At 47.2% G+C, this 16,429-nt stretch carries 15 protein-coding genes and 1 other annotated feature; of the genes, 12 read left to right on the forward strand and 3 right to left on the reverse strand.

The window, feature by feature from the left end; translation table 11 throughout:
- Positions 1-57 precede the first annotated feature (57 nt).
- From nirB to MHI43_RS12930, 4 genes are all read left to right on the forward strand, one after another.
- Positions 58-2,211 carry a nitrite reductase large subunit NirB gene (nirB, locus tag MHI43_RS12915; protein ID WP_036665264.1) on the forward strand — a complete coding sequence of 718 codons (2,154 nt, stop codon included), beginning with the start codon at positions 58-60 and terminating at the stop codon, positions 2,209-2,211.
- Positions 2,212-2,241: 30 nt separating this feature from the next.
- The gene (locus MHI43_RS12920; RefSeq protein WP_051425410.1) at positions 2,242-4,362 is read left to right on the forward strand and encodes a nitrate reductase; all 2,121 of its coding nucleotides are present in this window, start codon (positions 2,242-2,244) and stop codon (positions 4,360-4,362) included.
- Between the two features lie 75 nt (positions 4,363-4,437).
- Positions 4,438-4,660: a binding site (T-box leader), on the forward strand.
- A gap of 43 nt (positions 4,661-4,703) precedes the next feature.
- Positions 4,704-5,171, forward strand: a complete 468-nt coding sequence (locus MHI43_RS12925) for an HIT family protein (protein WP_036665262.1) — start codon at positions 4,704-4,706, stop codon at positions 5,169-5,171.
- Positions 5,168-5,965, forward strand: a complete 798-nt coding sequence (locus MHI43_RS12930; RefSeq protein WP_036665260.1) for a protein phosphatase 2C domain-containing protein — start codon at positions 5,168-5,170, stop codon at positions 5,963-5,965. The genes MHI43_RS12925 and MHI43_RS12930 overlap by 4 nt, the downstream gene beginning before the upstream one ends.
- 75 nt (positions 5,966-6,040) lie before the next feature.
- Here the strand turns inward: MHI43_RS12930 and MHI43_RS12935 are convergent, their stop codons facing one another.
- Positions 6,041-7,261, reverse strand: coding sequence for a sigma-70 family RNA polymerase sigma factor (locus MHI43_RS12935; RefSeq protein WP_036665258.1), 1,221 nt, complete (start codon positions 7,259-7,261; stop codon positions 6,041-6,043).
- Positions 7,262-7,454: 193 nt separating this feature from the next.
- Here MHI43_RS12935 and MHI43_RS12940 point away from each other — a divergent pair, with 193 nt between their 5' ends.
- Positions 7,455-7,856, forward strand: coding sequence for a hypothetical protein (locus tag MHI43_RS12940; RefSeq protein ID WP_036665256.1), 402 nt, complete (start codon positions 7,455-7,457; stop codon positions 7,854-7,856).
- A 92-nt stretch (positions 7,857-7,948) separates the two neighbouring features.
- Here the strand turns inward: MHI43_RS12940 and MHI43_RS12945 are convergent, their stop codons facing one another.
- Positions 7,949-8,860, reverse strand: coding sequence for an aminoglycoside phosphotransferase family protein (locus tag MHI43_RS12945; protein WP_036665254.1), 912 nt, complete (start codon positions 8,858-8,860; stop codon positions 7,949-7,951).
- 239 nt (positions 8,861-9,099) lie between these two features.
- Between MHI43_RS12945 and MHI43_RS12950 the strand changes: the two genes are divergently transcribed.
- Together MHI43_RS12950 and MHI43_RS12955 are read left to right on the forward strand one after the other, a co-directional pair.
- Positions 9,100-9,414, forward strand: a complete 315-nt coding sequence (locus tag MHI43_RS12950; protein ID WP_009589457.1) for a DUF1904 family protein — start codon at positions 9,100-9,102, stop codon at positions 9,412-9,414.
- A 150-nt stretch (positions 9,415-9,564) separates the two neighbouring features.
- Complete coding sequence (locus MHI43_RS12955; RefSeq protein WP_036665251.1) at positions 9,565-10,509, forward strand: phosphotransferase; 945 nt, start codon at positions 9,565-9,567, stop codon at positions 10,507-10,509.
- A 92-nt stretch (positions 10,510-10,601) separates the two neighbouring features.
- On the opposite strand, the gene mraY is transcribed toward MHI43_RS12955, so the two are convergent.
- Positions 10,602-11,552, reverse strand: a complete 951-nt coding sequence (gene mraY, locus MHI43_RS12960; protein ID WP_186326408.1) for a phospho-N-acetylmuramoyl-pentapeptide-transferase — start codon at positions 11,550-11,552, stop codon at positions 10,602-10,604.
- A gap of 831 nt (positions 11,553-12,383) precedes the next feature.
- Between mraY and xerA the strand changes: the two genes are divergently transcribed.
- The 5 genes from xerA (at position 12,384) to MHI43_RS12985 (ending at position 16,327) form a co-directional block, all read left to right on the forward strand.
- A complete protein-coding gene (gene xerA, locus MHI43_RS12965; protein ID WP_036665245.1) occupies positions 12,384-13,511 on the forward strand; it encodes a site-specific tyrosine recombinase/integron integrase in 1,128 nt (375 codons plus the stop codon).
- Between the two features lie 151 nt (positions 13,512-13,662).
- On the forward strand, positions 13,663-14,289 hold the full coding sequence (locus MHI43_RS12970) for a Type 1 glutamine amidotransferase-like domain-containing protein (RefSeq protein ID WP_036665242.1): 627 nt from the start codon (positions 13,663-13,665) through the stop codon (positions 14,287-14,289).
- A gap of 252 nt (positions 14,290-14,541) precedes the next feature.
- Complete coding sequence (locus MHI43_RS12975; RefSeq protein WP_051425409.1) at positions 14,542-15,012, forward strand: NUDIX domain-containing protein; 471 nt, start codon at positions 14,542-14,544, stop codon at positions 15,010-15,012.
- 254 nt (positions 15,013-15,266) lie between these two features.
- Positions 15,267-15,482: a hypothetical protein gene (locus MHI43_RS12980; protein WP_036665239.1), complete on the forward strand. Its 216-nt coding sequence runs from the start codon at positions 15,267-15,269 to the stop codon at positions 15,480-15,482.
- A 323-nt stretch (positions 15,483-15,805) separates the two neighbouring features.
- Entirely contained in the window at positions 15,806-16,327 is a 522-nt protein-coding gene (locus MHI43_RS12985) for a GNAT family N-acetyltransferase (protein ID WP_235201893.1), read from the forward strand.
- The last annotated feature ends 102 nt before the right edge of the window (positions 16,328-16,429 follow it).

The following is a 16,429-nucleotide window of genomic DNA, read 5'->3' on the forward strand; positions in this document are numbered from 1 at the left end:
AAAGGGCGTTTCGTATTTTCTTACATGAAAGTGACAATGGTGGAGTGGAGGTAATTCATGAAGAGAAAGAAGCTCATTGTTGTCGGAAATGGAATGGCAGGGATACGATGCGTAGAGGAAATACTCCAGCTTGGGCCGGAGCTTTTCGATATTACGATATTCGGCGCCGAACCTCGCCCCAACTATAATCGGATTCTGTTGTCCAAAGTCCTTCAAGGCGAACATTCCCTGCAGGATATTATCCTGAACGACTGGTCCTGGTATGAGCGGCATGGCATCCGGTTATTGACCGGTGAAGCCGTTCATCATATCGATGTCAAAGCCCGCTGCATCGAGACGGTCTCCGGTAAGCGGGAAGGGTATGATGCATTAATTCTGGCAACAGGCTCATCCCCTTTCGTTCCTCCGATCCCCGGGACGGATAAGGAAGGCGTCATTTCATTTCGGACGGTGGACGATTGCACGAAAATGACCGAAATGTCCAGGGTTTACACAAAAGCGGCCGTCATTGGCGGGGGATTGCTGGGATTGGAGGCTGCCCGGGGCCTTCTCCATCTCGGCATGGAAACCCATGTGGTTCATAATGCCCCTTATATCATGAACCGGCAGCTAGACCGGACGGCAGCCCATATGCTGCAGCGAGAGCTAGAAAGCCAAGGGATGCGATTCCACTTGGCGATGGATACCACGCGAATCGTTGGCCGAACAAGGGTGCAGGGTCTTCGGTTTATCGACGGAACTCGGCTTGATGCGGATGTAGTGGTGCTTGCCGTAGGGATTAGGCCTAACGTGGAGCTGGCCCAGAGAAGCGGTCTGCTGACGGGGCGGGCTATCCTGGTGGATGACTTCATGAGGACAAGTGAGCCGAATATTTATGCGGTGGGAGAATGCGCGGAGCACCGGGGGATTAGTTACGGTCTAATCGCTCCCCTGTATGAGCAAGGAAAGGTGCTTGCCCGGGTTATCTGCGGCCGGCAGGCCGAGCCTTATGTGGGTTCGATTCCATACTCCCAGCTTAAAGTCTCGGGTGTGGATGTATTTTCGGCCGGCGCGATATCGGGGATCGATGCGGAAACCGCCATTCAGCAATACGATGCCGTAAGCCGCACGTACAAAAAAGTAATCATGCACAAAGGCAGGGTTACGGGTGCCATTCTGTTCGGAGACACGACTGAGGGATCCACGCTGCTGTCCATGGTGAAGAAGGGCGCGGCTGTCTCAGAGCTTATCCCGCAAGAAGGCATGGTAAGCTCGGCGGAAGCAGCTGCACAGACGCTCCCGGATCAAGAAACGGTGTGTGCTTGCAACGGCGTGAGCAAAGCGGAGATCATGCAGGCCGTTACCGATCGCAATCTCCAAAGCACGGATGAAGTTAAGCAGCTGACCAGGGCATCCGGTTCGTGCGGCGGCTGCCGGCCTATGGTGGATGCTCTTGTCAAACATGCGCGAAGCGGCAAAAAGGGGGGGGCGCAGAGGGCGGCCATAACGCAAGGCGAGATTCCCGTATGTGAATGCACGAAGCTGGGGCACTCCTCATTGAAGCAAGCGATTGCCCATGCGGTGAGTCAAGGCTGTCATACGATATCGGATTTCATGCTCCATCAGGGCTGGAAGAAGCCGGGCGGATGCATGGCCTGCCGGCCAGCTCTGCGTTATTACCTTGAAATGACGGGGATAGGAAACGGTGATGAACCGGTTCGGAAGACTTGGCATCATGTCTCCGATGCGGATCGTGGACTTTACCAAGGCGTTCAGGTATGGATTGGAGACACGGAAGGCTCGAGGGCGGAGGCGGCAGGCATTCGGCGCATTGGAGAATGGCTTCGCCTTCGCTGGCAAGAGGTATCGTTGCCTTATCCTGTACATGCAGGGGTGTCCGATCGTTTAGCATCGTCCGTCAGCATACTGGTTCAGGGGATCGGGATTTCTGCTTCCCCCGCAGGCTGGGAGGTTTATCTCGGCGGTCATGCGGACCATCCCGTCCGTGAAGGCCAATTGATCGGCGTTGCTGAACGAGAGGAAGATGTAATGCAGCTCGTATCCGCTTGTTTGCAGTGGTATCGGCAGAACGGTTTGTATGAGGAACCGTTGTGGAGATGGGTGGAACGCACAGGCGTGACTTCGATCCGGGAGCATGTTCTGGACCATGATCTGCAAAGAGAGCTAGCAGAGAAGCTGTCTCGGCGGGAATGGAAGACACAAGTGGGTTAAACAAGCCAAATATAGGGAGAGGTGTCAGTTATGGTTTATTCGGAATCGCCCGCTGTGGGAGGAACTGCTGCCGTGGTAGAGACGCAATGTCCTTTCTGCAGCGTACAGTGCAAGATGACGGTTGCTGTGGAAGAGAACGGCATCCCGGGACAACGCAAGGCCAGGTATAAGGTGGAGGGGATACCGAACCTCGCTTCCGAAGGCAGGGTGTGCGTCAAAGGCATGAATGCGCATCAGCACGCAGTCCATTCGCAGCGGCTGCAACATCCGTTGATCCGTTCAAACGGCGAACTCGTTCCTTGCTCTTGGGATGAAGCGATGGCCGTGATTAGCGAACGATTTCAGGCGATATCCGAGAGATATGGTCCCGATGCCCATGCCGTATACGGCGGCGGGTCTCTGACCAACGAAACGGCCTATTTGCTCGGGAAATTTGCCAGGGTGGCGCTCGGTACCCGGTATATCGATTATAACGGTCGTTTCTGCATGTCGGCCGCAGCTTCAGCCGGAAGCAAAACCTTCGGAATCGACAGGGGACTGACGTTCAGGCTGTCCGATATTCCGCTTGCCGACTGCATCGTGCTGGCCGGCACCAATATAGCGGAATGCCAGCCTACGCTGCTCCCTTACTTCAACCAGGCCAAGGAGAATGGGGCGAAGATCATCGTCATCGATCCGCGCAGAACGGCAACGGCCGCAATAGCCGATATGCATTTGGCGATCAGACCTGGGACGGACGCCATACTGGCGGATGCGATGCTGAAGATGATCGTGGATGAAGGTCTCCTAGACGAAGGCTTCATTCAAGCAAGAACTACGGGTTACGAGGAGCTGAAAACCTATTTGGACAGCTTCGATTTGTCGCGGGCCGCCGAATTATGCGGATTAGATGCGGAGCTGATCCAGGAGGCAGCCGTAACCTATGCTATGGCGGAAACAGGGATGGTGCTGACGGCCCGAGGGGTGGAGCAGCAGACGGATGGCCATCTTGCGGTACGTCGTTATCTGAATCTGGTCTTGGCAACAGGAAAAATCGGGAGGGAGGGCTGCGGATACGGGGCGATCACCGGTCAGGGAAACGGTCAGGGAGGAAGAGAGCATGGGCAGAAGGCCGATCAGCTGCCAGGCTATCGATCGATCGAGAATGAGGAGGACCGGGCATATGTTGCCTCCGTGTGGGGGGTTAAGGCTTCCAGCCTGCCTGGAAAGGGCGTCTCTGCCTACGAGATGATGGAGTTGATTCATGAAGGCGAAATTAAGTCGCTCTTCGTGATGGGGTCCAATCCCGTTGTTTCGAATCCGAATGCCGGGCTTGTGGAGGCAGGTTTGAACCATCTCGAATTTCTAGTGGTTGCGGATATGTTTATGTCCGAAACGGCCCGATTCGCCGATCTTGTCCTGCCGGTAACCTCCTATATGGAAAATGAAGGTACGCTGACGAATTTGGAGGGACGGGTTCTTCTCCGGAAGGCGGGGCGTGAGGCGCCGGGGGAGGCGCGTCATGACTGGATGATTCTGTGTTCTATCGCAGACAAATTGGGCAAGGGTGAATATTTTGACTTTCACGAGCCTGAAGAGATATTTAATGAGCTGAGGCTTGCAAGCAAAGGCGGCATTGCTGACTACTTCGGCATCACCTATGATCGATTGCGCCGGGAAGAGGGAGTATATTGGCCGTGTCCCTCTGAAGAAGAATCGGGGACGGGGCTTCTGTTCCGGCAATCGTTCGCCCATTCAGACGGAAAGGCCGTGTTTTCCGTGATGCCGGGGAATCCATGGGTGGGGGTGTCCGAGGAGTACCCGCTCATTCTGACCAATGGCCGTGTTCTGTCACACTACTTGACGGGCGTGCAGACCCGGAGAAGTCCTTCCCTGCTTGCGCGCGAGCTTGAAAATTTCGTGGAGATCCACCCGATTACCGCGCAGCGTTACCGAATCCGTGACGGGGAGTGGGTAGAAATCGTGTCGGAGCATGGACGTTTTTCCGTACGCAGCAGGATTAAAGAACATATAAGAGTAGACACGTTGTTCGTCCCGATGCATTGGGGCGGCGTGCAGAATGTCAATCATGCGACCCGGCCGGAGCTGGATCCGTTCTGCAAGATGCCCGGTTTTAAGACAGCCGCTGTCCGGATACGGTCATTGAGGTAATGGTGATGCAACAATGAAGTCCGTTCTTCATTGACAGGATGAATATGGAAAATTATAATAGGAACAATTTTATATACAAACACAATGATTGGGAGTAGTAGAAATCGTTCATGGTCCAGAGAGCTGCAGCAATGGTGCAATGCAGTCCATGAGGATTCCGAAGCTCGCCCATGAGTGGTGAGGCAGAAATGGAGTATGCCTTGACGTTTAGCCTTCGTAATCGGGCTTCAAGCGGATTCGATGAAGATCGGATCAAGTAGAGTGGTACCGCGCGGGTAGTTAGCCTGTCGTCTCTTAGGGGATGACGGGCTTTTTATATTTTATCGAAGGGAAGGGTTCATATGGTTAACGCGAAAGAGCGTGATTGTTTTATCTGTCGAAAGCATCGGGGAGAGATCCAGCTTCCGGGGGGAGCGATTTATGAGGATGAACTGCTCTACGTAGGCCATATTTCTTCCGATTCCAACGAAGCTTATCTGGGATATATTATGATCGATATCAAGCGGCATGTATCGGGATTAGCGGAGCTGCGGGACGATGAGTCGGCCGCCGTCGGACGGATGCTGACCCGGGTGAGTCGCGCATTGAAAGCATGCATAGGCGCGGAACATATCTACTCCTTCGTGCTGGGAGATCACGTCCCTCATCTGCATATCCATCTGATTCCGCGTTATCCGAATACGCCCGCGTCCTATTGGGGGTTTGGAATTAGCGGTTGGCCGGAAGCCCCCCGAGGTGATGCCGCTCAGATCGAAGAAGTGTGTTCGCGAATCAGGCATTATATGGCGCAGGATGAGGTTTCTCCATGAGGCCTCATATCGTGAAGTGGCACGGCAGCATCAGCATGTTCCTCGACGATCCGCAGACGATTGCGGTTTCCCATGGGGTACTGGGCCGGTATGGCGGCAGCTCGGCAGCCGGGGCGGATAAAAACGAGGATGGCGCTTATATCTGGATCGATGCGGAATCTGACTTGGAGTTCGTCCTGCTGCTGGATGCCCATGAAACCGATGAGAGCGCCCAGCTCGTCTTATCCTATATCGATGGGGCCGCATCCGAGATCGCCGACATCCTTCGCGAGCCAATCGAGCAGTGTTTTCAAAACCTGCATGACTATTTGCTGGGCATGTTGACTTCCGAACGCTTTCGCGAGGATTGCAGGAGAATTGCCGGTGAAACTTCCTGTCTCATATGCTGCAGACGCGAAGAATACTTGTGGTGGTTTAACGTCGGGGATTGCCTGCTTTATCTTCTTCATCCCGAATTGACAGCGCTTGGGCAAACCTTGCTCAATCAACGGAATTTCTACGAATGGATAGGGAAGGTAAACACCTTCGATAAGCAGGTCCCTTGTTATTCCACGGGCGTAAGAGAGCTGCGCTCCGGGAAAAACGTGATTGTATTAAGCACCGATGGCGCTTTAGAATGGGGACCGTTATTTCTGGAACATATGAAACAGCTGCGTGGCGTTGATCTGGAAAAAGGCGTGAAGGATTTCATGCAAATGTCGCATGAACGCGGGATTAAGGACAGCGTCACCATGATTGCATGGCAAGTGGAGCTTGGGCATCATCCCAGCTATCCATCCGATGATTCAAGATAAGAAATGCATGCAAGGCATGATGAATTCAATTGAAAAAGGCTAGGAAACCCGGTCAATGACCGGGTTTCCATTGATTTAATGAAGCTGGTGCTGGAGATGTTTCGCCCACTGTTCATGAAGATCTTCCTTGGAAAGATGGAAGATGCCGTAATAATCATCTGGATTGCGAATGAATTGGTTCAATGAATCTAACCCGTATTTTTCAATCATGAACGCAACGAGCAAATATGAAAACTGAAATCCTGTTTTGCCGAAATCCCAGGAATCATCATTCAGATCCTCGAAGCTTGGAATTGCCCGACTAAGAATAGCTTCGGTCGTCGTGCTTCGAATGAAGTCTTCCGACATCTGCTGAGCTTCGTACCCCCCGATGCCCTGACGGATCCATCTAGGTGCCAGCAGATTAATATCACTAATCAACCACATGGCATACAAGTGCAGGGTGGACCGGAGGATCGAGTGATAAGTATGCTCGGGTCCCGGGTTCAAGGGCGAGACGATTTTTAACGTGTTGTTATCGAACGTGCCCATGAACCAATTAGGTGCATCGCTTTCGCCTACGGCTTGATGGAATGTGGGCAGGTCGGGATAAATTTCAATAACGATTTTGCGGGAAGGCTGATGATTATATTTCGCTGCCATCTGTTCTACATTATTCTTGAGTTCTTGAAACAGGTCCTGATGCACCTTGTTCTGATGATGATTTGCCTCACTTTTACTTTCAATGGATATCAAGTCGAGTATCGACATAATCGTGATGTCACCCCATTCTCTTAATTCTTTTTTCAGCTTCGCTAAGGACCGATACAATCGGTTTTTCACCGCACTCTCGCGCATGCCGACAATCTGGGAAATTTCCTGCAGCGTACAATCCACAAAAAATCGTAAAGATATGATTTGCTGATCCCGTTCACTTAACTTCTTAAGCGCTGCTCCGATATCAATTCGAATATCAACATAACCTGCAAAATCAAGGGAGATGGACTGCGATTCAAAACGTGTAAAGTCATAAGGTTTTTCATTCTTTCGCGCTAAACTTCGATACTCGTTTTTGACTGTGTTTTGAGCAATTTTGAAGATCCAAGTGAACAGACTGGATGTTCCGTTAAACTTATCAAGGTTCTCCATTGCCTTTAAAAACACTTGCTGGGTTAAGTCATCTGCCGCCGTCGGATTCAATTTCAGTGCGAGATAATGCCGGATCCTCGGGCGATATTCGTCATACGTATCTTCAAATGTTTGCTTTGTTCCTTGATTATCCGGATAACCAGGGAGTTTGTCATGAGCTCTAGACATGGATAAGAACCTCCTCTTGACCTTACAGTTTATTAGACACCGGAGGTATGCAAAAAGCCACAGTGGAACGAAATATTCTCGCAATCTAGGTTTTTATGCATTTATATCATCATCCTATAAAGGCACAAGAAAGAAAGGTGTTTTGTGCATATGATGTCATCATCATGGATATGGGAAGCGAGGTGATCCTTATATGCCTTCGAAACGCGCAAGGAAGTCCAGATCCGCTTCCAAGCCGATGCCACCGCAGCATTGGGTAGGTCAGCCGGTCGTGGTCGTTCTGAAGGACGGCAGCTATTACGTCGGCGAACTGAATCAGATCCAAGGCGGGGAAGTAACGCTATCAGGGCTCCGAGCCAACAATAAGATGCCGGCTGCGATTGCCCGAAGCGGAGACAAAGCGCAAATATCCGGATTTTTAAGCGACCTCTTTGGCGGTCCTCCAAGCGCTCCGTCAGCCGAAGGAGCCGAGGAGGGAGTGGCGGCTGCGCCTGCAGGCCCTCTCGGCTTCCTGGGACAGATCGTGCCTCATATTAAACTGGGCATGAACGTGATAAAAGCCATCATGCCATTAATGGGAGTGTTGAAAATCTAACCAAGGGCAAAGGTCTAATCGAATAAAAAGAAGCTTGAACCCTCAAGCTTCTTTTTGTTATTGCCATTAGATACAAAAATCTCATGGAAGCATCAAATCGAGATGGCACGCTTCATAATTGATTTGGCTTCCTGTGCAACGGCTTCATCCTTATCGTCGATAGCCTGCATGAAGATGAGCATGGGGATATAAACGGCGATTAAACGAGCCAGCACTTTCGTTTCTTCGTCCACGCGGCCATAGGCTTCAAAAAATCCCTCCCTTGAAGCCGGAGGCAAGAAGCTGTAAGCAATGCTCAGGTCGCAGGCGGGATGTCCGATGCTGCAGTCGCCCCAATCGATGATGCCGGAAAGCTTGCCTGTTTCGTCCACCAGCATGTTTTTGAAATGGAGATCTCCATGAATAAGAATATGTCGCTGCTTGACCCGATCTAAGGAAATGCCGTGCAAATAGTCGGCGATCTCCTTCATTTCTGCTTCCGTAAAATGGAGGGTAAGCCGGGCTAGAAAGTCCAGCATTTTATCCCTGCGCCCAGCAAGATCGGTCAGATTACGATGGTCCTCCGCTACATCTTCTTGCTGCGCTATGTCCACGGGAAAGGCATGCAGGTTCTTCAGAAAGCGCGCGAGCGCTGCCGCCGACTGCATCCGTGTTTCATCCGTCAGTCCAATCGGAAATGTCCCGGAAAGATAGGTGTACCCCAGGAAAGGCGCGGGGTAGTCTGCGCTTTCTTTTCCGAAGAAAAGGGGCTTAGCATAAGGTAATGTTATGTAATTCGCCAGCTTGGGCAGGATTTTGGCTTCGGTTTGAAGTAAAGGGATGGCAAATGCTCTTCTGGGAAAACGAAACACATACTCTTCGCCGATGCGATAGACAGTATTGTCCCAGCCGCTGCCGATCTCTTGGATGGGTAATGAGGACAGCTGGGGAAATTGACGGTTAAGCAGCAGCCGGACTAACGGCTCCGTCACTTCCCATTCGGCATCCCATGGATTTTGTCCCATATTCGTCTTCACCTCCATGAATGAATAATTTCCACAAAACGGAACACTTACTCAGTGTATCGGAATCGCATCGTACGGGGCAACTGAAAGGACAGCTGTAATTGAACTTTACCGGCCAATTTAGATATCTGCATCATAGTGATTCCTTTCACAATAACATTATTGTATAGTAGAAGAGAGATAAAAGTCACTTGCGGACATCCAGAAGACCAATAAATCGATGAAATGAAGGGATAAGTGTGCCATATTTACGTTTTAAAGGATTTTCAGAAGTTTTCCTCGAAGAAATAACGCCAACCGTGGTTGAAACATTCGCCGGTATTGTTCAAATTCCGAAAGAAATCGTGAAAATAGAACAGCTTCCATATCGGATCATTACAAATACGCCGTTATCCGTCGAAATCCTGATGTTCCAGCGGGCTCAGGAGACCCATGATGCGGTTGCGGCCAGCATACACGAGATCCTGTCGGAGCACGGGTACCGGAACGTACATATATTCTTCGTGATTCTCAATCGGAATCTCTATTATAAAGAAGGCAGGCCATTAGAATAAAATAAGATATGATGAGTGAAAACAAGGATGCTAGAAGAGCATCCTTGTTTTTTACTTAAAATGAATGATGGACTTTATGACATATCTTCTTACCGTTATGATAAATCAAAGAGATTATGAGGCATGGTAAGTGCATAGATAGGAGGAAACATGGACCGACTACAGGGCATTTTGAAGGAATATTACGGTTTGAGTCATTCCGTTATTGTATCCCAGCAGGGCGGTTGGGCCGCGCTTGCTTACAAAGTGAGTAACGGGGCACAGAACTATTTCCTGAAAGTTTATGAGAAAAGCCGGGCCTCCACACCCAAATGGACTGCGCTGATTGACGATTATGTTCCGATCCTGCTGTGGCTTGAGGAGCATAGTCGATTAAAGGGCAGCATTCCGGTGCCGATGCTGACGACAGACCAACGTTATCGATGCGAGGATAACGAAGGCATTTATTTGTTGTATGAATATATCGACGGGGTCACGATCGCAGACCGCAAGCTGACGGAGAATCAAGTGAGACAACTGGCACAGATCATCGCTGAGCTCCATCGTTACGGGGAAGATTTTCCGCTGGTGACAAGTGCCATGACGGAAAGCTTTTCGGTGCCTTTTCTTGGTCAGCTAAGGGAGGCGCTGGATACGAAGAAGCCGGTTGACATCAGTGAAGTCGTGAATCCCCATATCGACTGCTTAATGCGTTTGATGCTTGAAGTGGAAGCGCTGTCCGAAGCGTTGAAGAAACGCGATCTTCGCCTGGCGCTGTGCCACACCGACGTGCATGCCTGGAATCTGATGTCGGATGGTCAGCAATTGATATTGATTGACTGGGAGGGGCTGAAGCTGGCGCCGGTCGAAGCCGATATGATGTTTTTTGTTGGTGAACCCTATTTCGAAACATTTATGAGGATTTATAAAGAAACGCATAGCGATTACGAGATGAACAGCGAGGCGCTGACGTTTTATCAAGGCAGACGTAAATTGGAGGATATCTGGGAGTTCATGGAGCAGCTGCTATATGACGTCCAGAATGACGAAGAACGTGCGTCCACACTTCACAGCCTGAAGAAAGAGCTTGAAGAGATCACGATGTCTAAATCCTAATCAGCGTTGGGTTTCAATATGTAAAAAAGCCTCCTGGCAGAGTTCGGGGCATCTACCAGGAGGCTCTTGCTTTGCTTGTCCATTGGAATGGTTCACATGACGTATTTTGCCAGCACCCAACAGAGCAGAGCCATAAACCAGGAGACAAAACCGAATATCATCACGATTTTGTTCTCGCTCCAGCCGTACTTGAGACTGAAGTGGAAATGGATCGGCGCCATCCGGAACAGGCGTAGCTTGGTCCGTTTGTAATACCATACCTGCAGGATAACCGAAAGCTGCTCCGCCAAATAGATCAGGAACAGCAGCGGAATCAGAATTTCGACCTTCTCGATCACCGCAAGGAATGAGAGGGAACCGCCGATGGCCAGGGATCCCGTATCGCCCATAAAAGCCCGGGCCGGATGAATGTTGTAGAGCAGCAGGCCCAGCAGACAGCCGATCATGACCAGCGAGAACATCTGAACCTCCGGTTTATCGGAGATCAGGAAGAAGAAAAAGTAGGTGGGTATGGCCACATTGATCAACAGTCCGTCCAATCCGTCGGTAAAGTTGATGGCATTCGCCGAGCCTACAATGAACAGCAGCATGATGACGATGTAGACGCTGATCGGCAGGTGAAGCTGGAACCCGTTGAAGAGCGCGATATCACTTGTCAGCGAGAAGGATTGGAACAGGACATACAGTAATGCTCCGGTAAACAGGAACTGAAGCACGAGCTTCATGCGGCCGGAAATTCCGGACGGGTCCTGCCACGCCGCTTTTTTGAAGTCGTCCATAAACCCGATCGAGCTGAACAGAAGAAAGGTCGAACATAAAAAAACAGTTAGCGGCGTAGGCTGAAACTGCAGCGACATCCCAATGCCAATCAACAAAATAAGGCCAGCCATCAACGGCGTCCCGCGTTTGGCTTGATGATCGGGAGGCAGCTCGGTCCGAATCGGCTGCGTTAGCTTTAAGGTGCGCAAACCCCAGATGAGCAGCGGCGTAAATAGCGTCACCAGCAAGAACGATAGTCCGGATACACCCAGAATTCCATTCATCTCATACACATCACTTTCTATCCATTTCTGTTAGTTCATTGTATTTCGATGGAATGGACAAATATTCCTTCTGATTTATATAATTGATAAGGGCCGTTAATGGACAAGCGTCATACCATGGCCGTCATATCCCGTGGAGTGTAGGGATACCCCTCCAACATTCACCACAAGATGGTCTCGTGAAACGCACCCATGATAAAGTTGATCCCCACGTCGAACGGGACGCTGATCTCAGCGCCTGTCTCAATGGAAGCTTCGAGCCAACCTTAACGAAATGGTATAGCGTGGCTTTGAAATGACGCGTGAATGGCGTGTCCGGATGGATTAAAATGAAGGCTTCGTAGAACTGCCGATTCTCCAGCACACGGTTGAATAGCGCTACCATATTGGAGGGTAGTTCCACATAATCCACCTCTTGAAGGGATATTTTTTTCTCGATCACGATGCAGCGTTCCAAATCTTCCATCCTCTCCTTGGACATGACCTCCATTAACTCGGCAACGCTACTAAAATGTTTGTAAAGGTAGGCCGTGTCACTTGTGCCTCGGCACGTAAATTCGTAATGGATATGGAATCGAGTCGGGAAGACATTTCTCTTGGATCTAATTCCGGTAAGAAATGAGGTAGCCATGACTACCTTGATTATGGTTTAATCAATTTAATCGCTATAAGAATTTTAAATCCCTAAACGATATTACTGATTTGGATGCGGTTAGATTATAAAGGATATAGCACCGAAAGTATCGGGAGCTTACAACGTCGATTACGGCGATTGTGAGCTCTTTTTGCTTTCCAATAATTAGGTTGCTGCTATAATGGGAGGGTGGGAATGTGAGTATATGGTTGTCTCGGAATGATGGAAATTCCTTGTATGTTCGTTTTAAGTATGATGAACAAATGGTGATGAAGATTCGAGAAATTCCAGGAAGGAAATGGGTCAGTGATAAAAAGGTCTGGATGATTCCATTTACACTCGAATCCATTCGACAGTTGTATACACTTTTTGAAGGAACGATGATTCATGTTGATAGCATATTGATGAAAGAGTGCAGCTTGTTTAACAATGAAGTTTACATGCAGGAACGCATTCCAATCTATTTATGGGATGAGTCGATAAAAAGGTCTTTCGTTCATGCACTGCAGCTTCGAGGTTACAGTAAAAAAACGATAAAAGCTTATTGTAGTCAAGTCCATCGATTTCACAATTTTGTACAACAGCAAAATTATGGGTTGGGTCACGAGAAAATGATTCAGAGTTATTCCTTGCACTTACTTCATAGGAAATGTTCTCATTCCTATGTTAATCAAGCGCTCAGCGCGATCAAATTCTATGCTCAAAAAGTACTATTGCATGAGGAAACAGTCTCTTATGTTCGCCCTAAGAAAGAAAAGAAGTTGCCGAATGTGTTATCGATGAAAGAAGTGATGTTGATCTTAAAAGCACTCCATAATTTAAAACATCGTGCGATCCTATACCTTACCTATTCCTCAGGATTACGGGTAGGCGAAGTGGTCCGGTTGAAAACTCAAGACATTGACTTCGAGCGAAAAACGCTTCGAGTTTCTCGAGGAAAAGGTCGAAAGGATCGTCTTACGCTATTATCCGATACAGCTATGGATATTGTTCAACCGTATTTACAACAAGAAAAGCCCGAGAAATGGATGTTCCCAGGTCAACACTCAGAGCGCCATATAACTGAACGAACGGTTCAAAAAGTGTTCGAACAAGCACGTACTGCCTCTGGAATCCAGAAAAAGGTTAGTATTCACGCATTACGCCATTCATTCGCTACCCACTTGTTGGAAGGTGGAATTGACATTCGCTTCATTCAAGAGTTGCTCGGTCATCAAAGTGTACGCACCACCGAAAGGTACACCCATGTGAGTGTGAAGGACATAAGAAGGATTAAAAGTCCGTTAGATCAATTGGAAGAGGAGATTCCGGAAGAGAAATCGTAAACATGATTGGTGAAGGAGTGTTCACGAACTTCGTAAACACCTCCAGAGATGATATTTTTGCGAAGTTCGTGAAAAAGACGTTAGCAGAAATCAGGGGAATACTTAATTAAATTATAAAGATTAGATAAACTATTTAAGGACGGGGATTTCAATGAGTAGCTTGTTACTAACCTCTTGTGGTTTTTATACTGAAGATATTAAAAATCAATTTCTGGATTTTATTGATAGAGATATTTCTCAATTAAAGGTCTCTATTATTACAACAGCATCCCCTATGAAAGAAAATAATAGATATGCACAAATGGCAATGCAAGATTTCAAGGACATGGGGTTTCAGCATATTAATTTTGTAGATATAGAATTTGATGACCCGCAAATTCTCATACATAGAGATGTTATATATATCAATGGTGGAAATCCATTTACATTATTGTATTACGCTAAGAAAAGTGGTGCTGATGAAATTATTAAAACACTGGCCGCACAGAATGTAATTATAATTGGAGTAAGTGCTGGAGCGTTATTACTGGGGCCGAATATTAACATTGTCGATTTCTTTACTCCACAGATGAACACAATGGATTTAACGGATTTTAAGGCATTAGGTGTAACCGACAAGCTTATTTTTCCTCACTATGATAGAGAGGACGTATTTAAAGATAGTACTAATAAAACAATTGAAGAGAGAATAGTAGAATTTGAATCCAATGAGAACTGTAAGGTGACAAGGCTTAAAGATGAAGAATATATCTCAATCTTAATGAACCAAGCACATTGAAAGTCGTGAATTCATTGAAAGTAGCTCGAAGAAGCCCCTGACATCTGCTAACACCATATTCACGCTGCGGGGCTACGCCCCTTGGTCTGCCAGAGGGATTTCGAGGAAGTAGTATCCGGCAGACAACTCCTGCAAGGCTAAGTCTTCGACCCAGTCGCTGACGCTACTTTAAGCCTTTCGGGTTCGTGAATACAACAACGTTATACGACAGTCTCTAAAAATACATAGTAAAACATAGAAAGGAATCATTGAATGATCATTAGGACCGTTTCATTGTGTCTAATTCGAAGAGGCGATCAAATATTAGTTGAAGAAACATATGATAAAGCCGTAAACAAGACTTTTTATCGGCCGGTTGGTGGAACGGTTGAGTATGGAGAGAATAGTAAAGAGACAATAATTCGAGAAGTAAAAGAAGAATTAAATGCTGAAATACAAGAACCCAAGCTAAAGTTTGTCATCGAAAACCTATTTACATACTTGGATCAGATAGGTCATGAAGTAGATTTCATTTATGAAGCCGATCTTGTTGATCATGACTTATACAAAAGAGAAGTTATCGAAGGCATAGAAGGAATAAATCCATTTAAAGCAGTTTGGAAATCAATTAATGGATTCGAGGATAATGAACAGGAAAAACTAGTACCGGATGGATTATTGGACCTATTGCTTGCGAATTATTCAGAGAGAATTAGCAAAGTTGAGCACATTAGAACTACATAAAATGAAAAAGAACAACTATGTAAGCAGTTCAATGAAGCGAGACCGACGTATAACATAGCATTCACGCATCGGGCCGCTGTAGCGTCTCTCGGTCCCCCGAGGCGGAGGCAGGGGAGTAAACCCAGGGGACAACCCTGCACCGGCTAAGTCTGACGACCCGCCCTACGGGCTTAAGCCGGTGAGGGTTCGTGAATGCATCAACGTTATAGGAAATCAACGAATATAAAAACATTTATCTATTATAGGAGAGTATAATGAAAATCACTATGGAAATGAGCGAAGCCGCTTATGAAATAGCTAAGAAGGTATACTTAGGGCTTATTACAAGAACTGAAGGAAAAAAGGAAATTAATCAGATTACAGCAATGAATGAAGGATCAGCACAAGCATTTATAACCATATTTCTTGCGATTATGAATGGAGATGTATACAAGAGAGCATTTAATAATGAAACCAAAGTTTTTGTTTGAAAGTATAAAGAAAGATTTTGGGCAAGAATATATTACAAAAGCTTTAAATGCATCTCAAAAGCATGTCAATTATTATTCAACATTAGGTAAAGGCAATCTATCAGGTCTTCAAAGAATAATAAATGAAATGAAATCTTAAAGTGTTTAGCAACTTCAAAGAAGTCGTTGACATCCTATAACATAATATTCAAGCTGCGGCTCCTTAGGGAGCCTTGGTCTGCTGGATGCAATTCGAAGATGATATTTCGACAGACACATCCGACTACGTCGGACGTCATGAATACGGGAACGTTAGCTGAAATACGATGCTCTATTACTTTGGGGTGAAATCATTGAAGGAAGTTAATGAAAACATCAAAATTGATGTGCAACGGGCAATTGAAGCCGATAGTCAAATCATACTTGATCTTTGGAAAGACTCTGCAAGATGGATCCAATCTAAAGGTATTAATCAATGGAATCCGGATCATTTCAATATTAATCAAGTTTATGAATGCTTCAATAACGGGTTTGAATTATTTTTAGCACGATTTAACGGAGAAGTTGTAGGAACATTATATATCTGTTGGTCAGATCCAATTCTATGGGAAGAACTTGATGATAAAGATTCAGGATACATACATAGGTTTGCGGTAAGTAGAATTCATACCGGGAATGGAATAGGTAAACAATTAATAAATTGGGCTGAACAATATATTAGAGATAAAGGTAAAAACCAGATAAGACTTGATTGTATGGCCGAGAATGTTAGATTAAATCAGTATTATCTTGATATAGGGTATAAACATATTAGATTCTTAAATTGGAGAAATGGATGGAAGATAAATTTATATGAGAAGAACTAATGTGAGGGTATTCCAGGGATACTTCAGCTAACATTATATTCACGCTTCGGGCCTGACGGCCCTCGGTCCGCAAGATGCGATCGGCACTGAAGCAGATTCAGC

The sequence above is a fragment of the Paenibacillus sp. FSL H8-0457 genome, from assembly GCF_038051935.1.
In the GTDB taxonomy this organism is placed as follows: domain Bacteria; phylum Bacillota; class Bacilli; order Paenibacillales; family Paenibacillaceae; genus Paenibacillus_AQ; species Paenibacillus_AQ lautus_A.

Bases quoted from the DNA above. Each gene is read 5' to 3' on its own strand.
- MHI43_RS12980 (WP_036665239.1), top strand. From the start codon at position 15,267: ATGAAAATCACTATGGAAATGAGCGAAGCCGCTTATGAAATAGCTAAG.
- MHI43_RS12940 (WP_036665256.1), top strand. From the start codon at position 7,455: ATGCCTTCGAAACGCGCAAGGAAGTCCAGATCCGCTTCCAAGCCGATG.
- MHI43_RS12945 (WP_036665254.1), bottom strand. From the start codon at position 8,860: ATGGGACAAAATCCATGGGATGCCGAATGGGAAGTGACGGAGCCGTTA.
- MHI43_RS12970 (WP_036665242.1), top strand. From the start codon at position 13,663: ATGAGTAGCTTGTTACTAACCTCTTGTGGTTTTTATACTGAAGATATT.
- MHI43_RS12935 (WP_036665258.1), bottom strand. From the start codon at position 7,261: ATGTCTAGAGCTCATGACAAACTCCCTGGTTATCCGGATAATCAAGGA.
- MHI43_RS12925 (WP_036665262.1), top strand. From the start codon at position 4,704: ATGGTTAACGCGAAAGAGCGTGATTGTTTTATCTGTCGAAAGCATCGG.
- mraY (WP_186326408.1), bottom strand. From the start codon at position 11,552: ATGAATGGAATTCTGGGTGTATCCGGACTATCGTTCTTGCTGGTGACG.
- MHI43_RS12955 (WP_036665251.1), top strand. From the start codon at position 9,565: ATGGACCGACTACAGGGCATTTTGAAGGAATATTACGGTTTGAGTCAT.
- MHI43_RS12975 (WP_051425409.1), top strand. From the start codon at position 14,542: ATGATCATTAGGACCGTTTCATTGTGTCTAATTCGAAGAGGCGATCAA.
- nirB (WP_036665264.1), top strand. From the start codon at position 58: ATGAAGAGAAAGAAGCTCATTGTTGTCGGAAATGGAATGGCAGGGATA.
- MHI43_RS12930 (WP_036665260.1), top strand. From the start codon at position 5,168: ATGAGGCCTCATATCGTGAAGTGGCACGGCAGCATCAGCATGTTCCTC.
- MHI43_RS12920 (WP_051425410.1), top strand. From the start codon at position 2,242: ATGGTTTATTCGGAATCGCCCGCTGTGGGAGGAACTGCTGCCGTGGTA.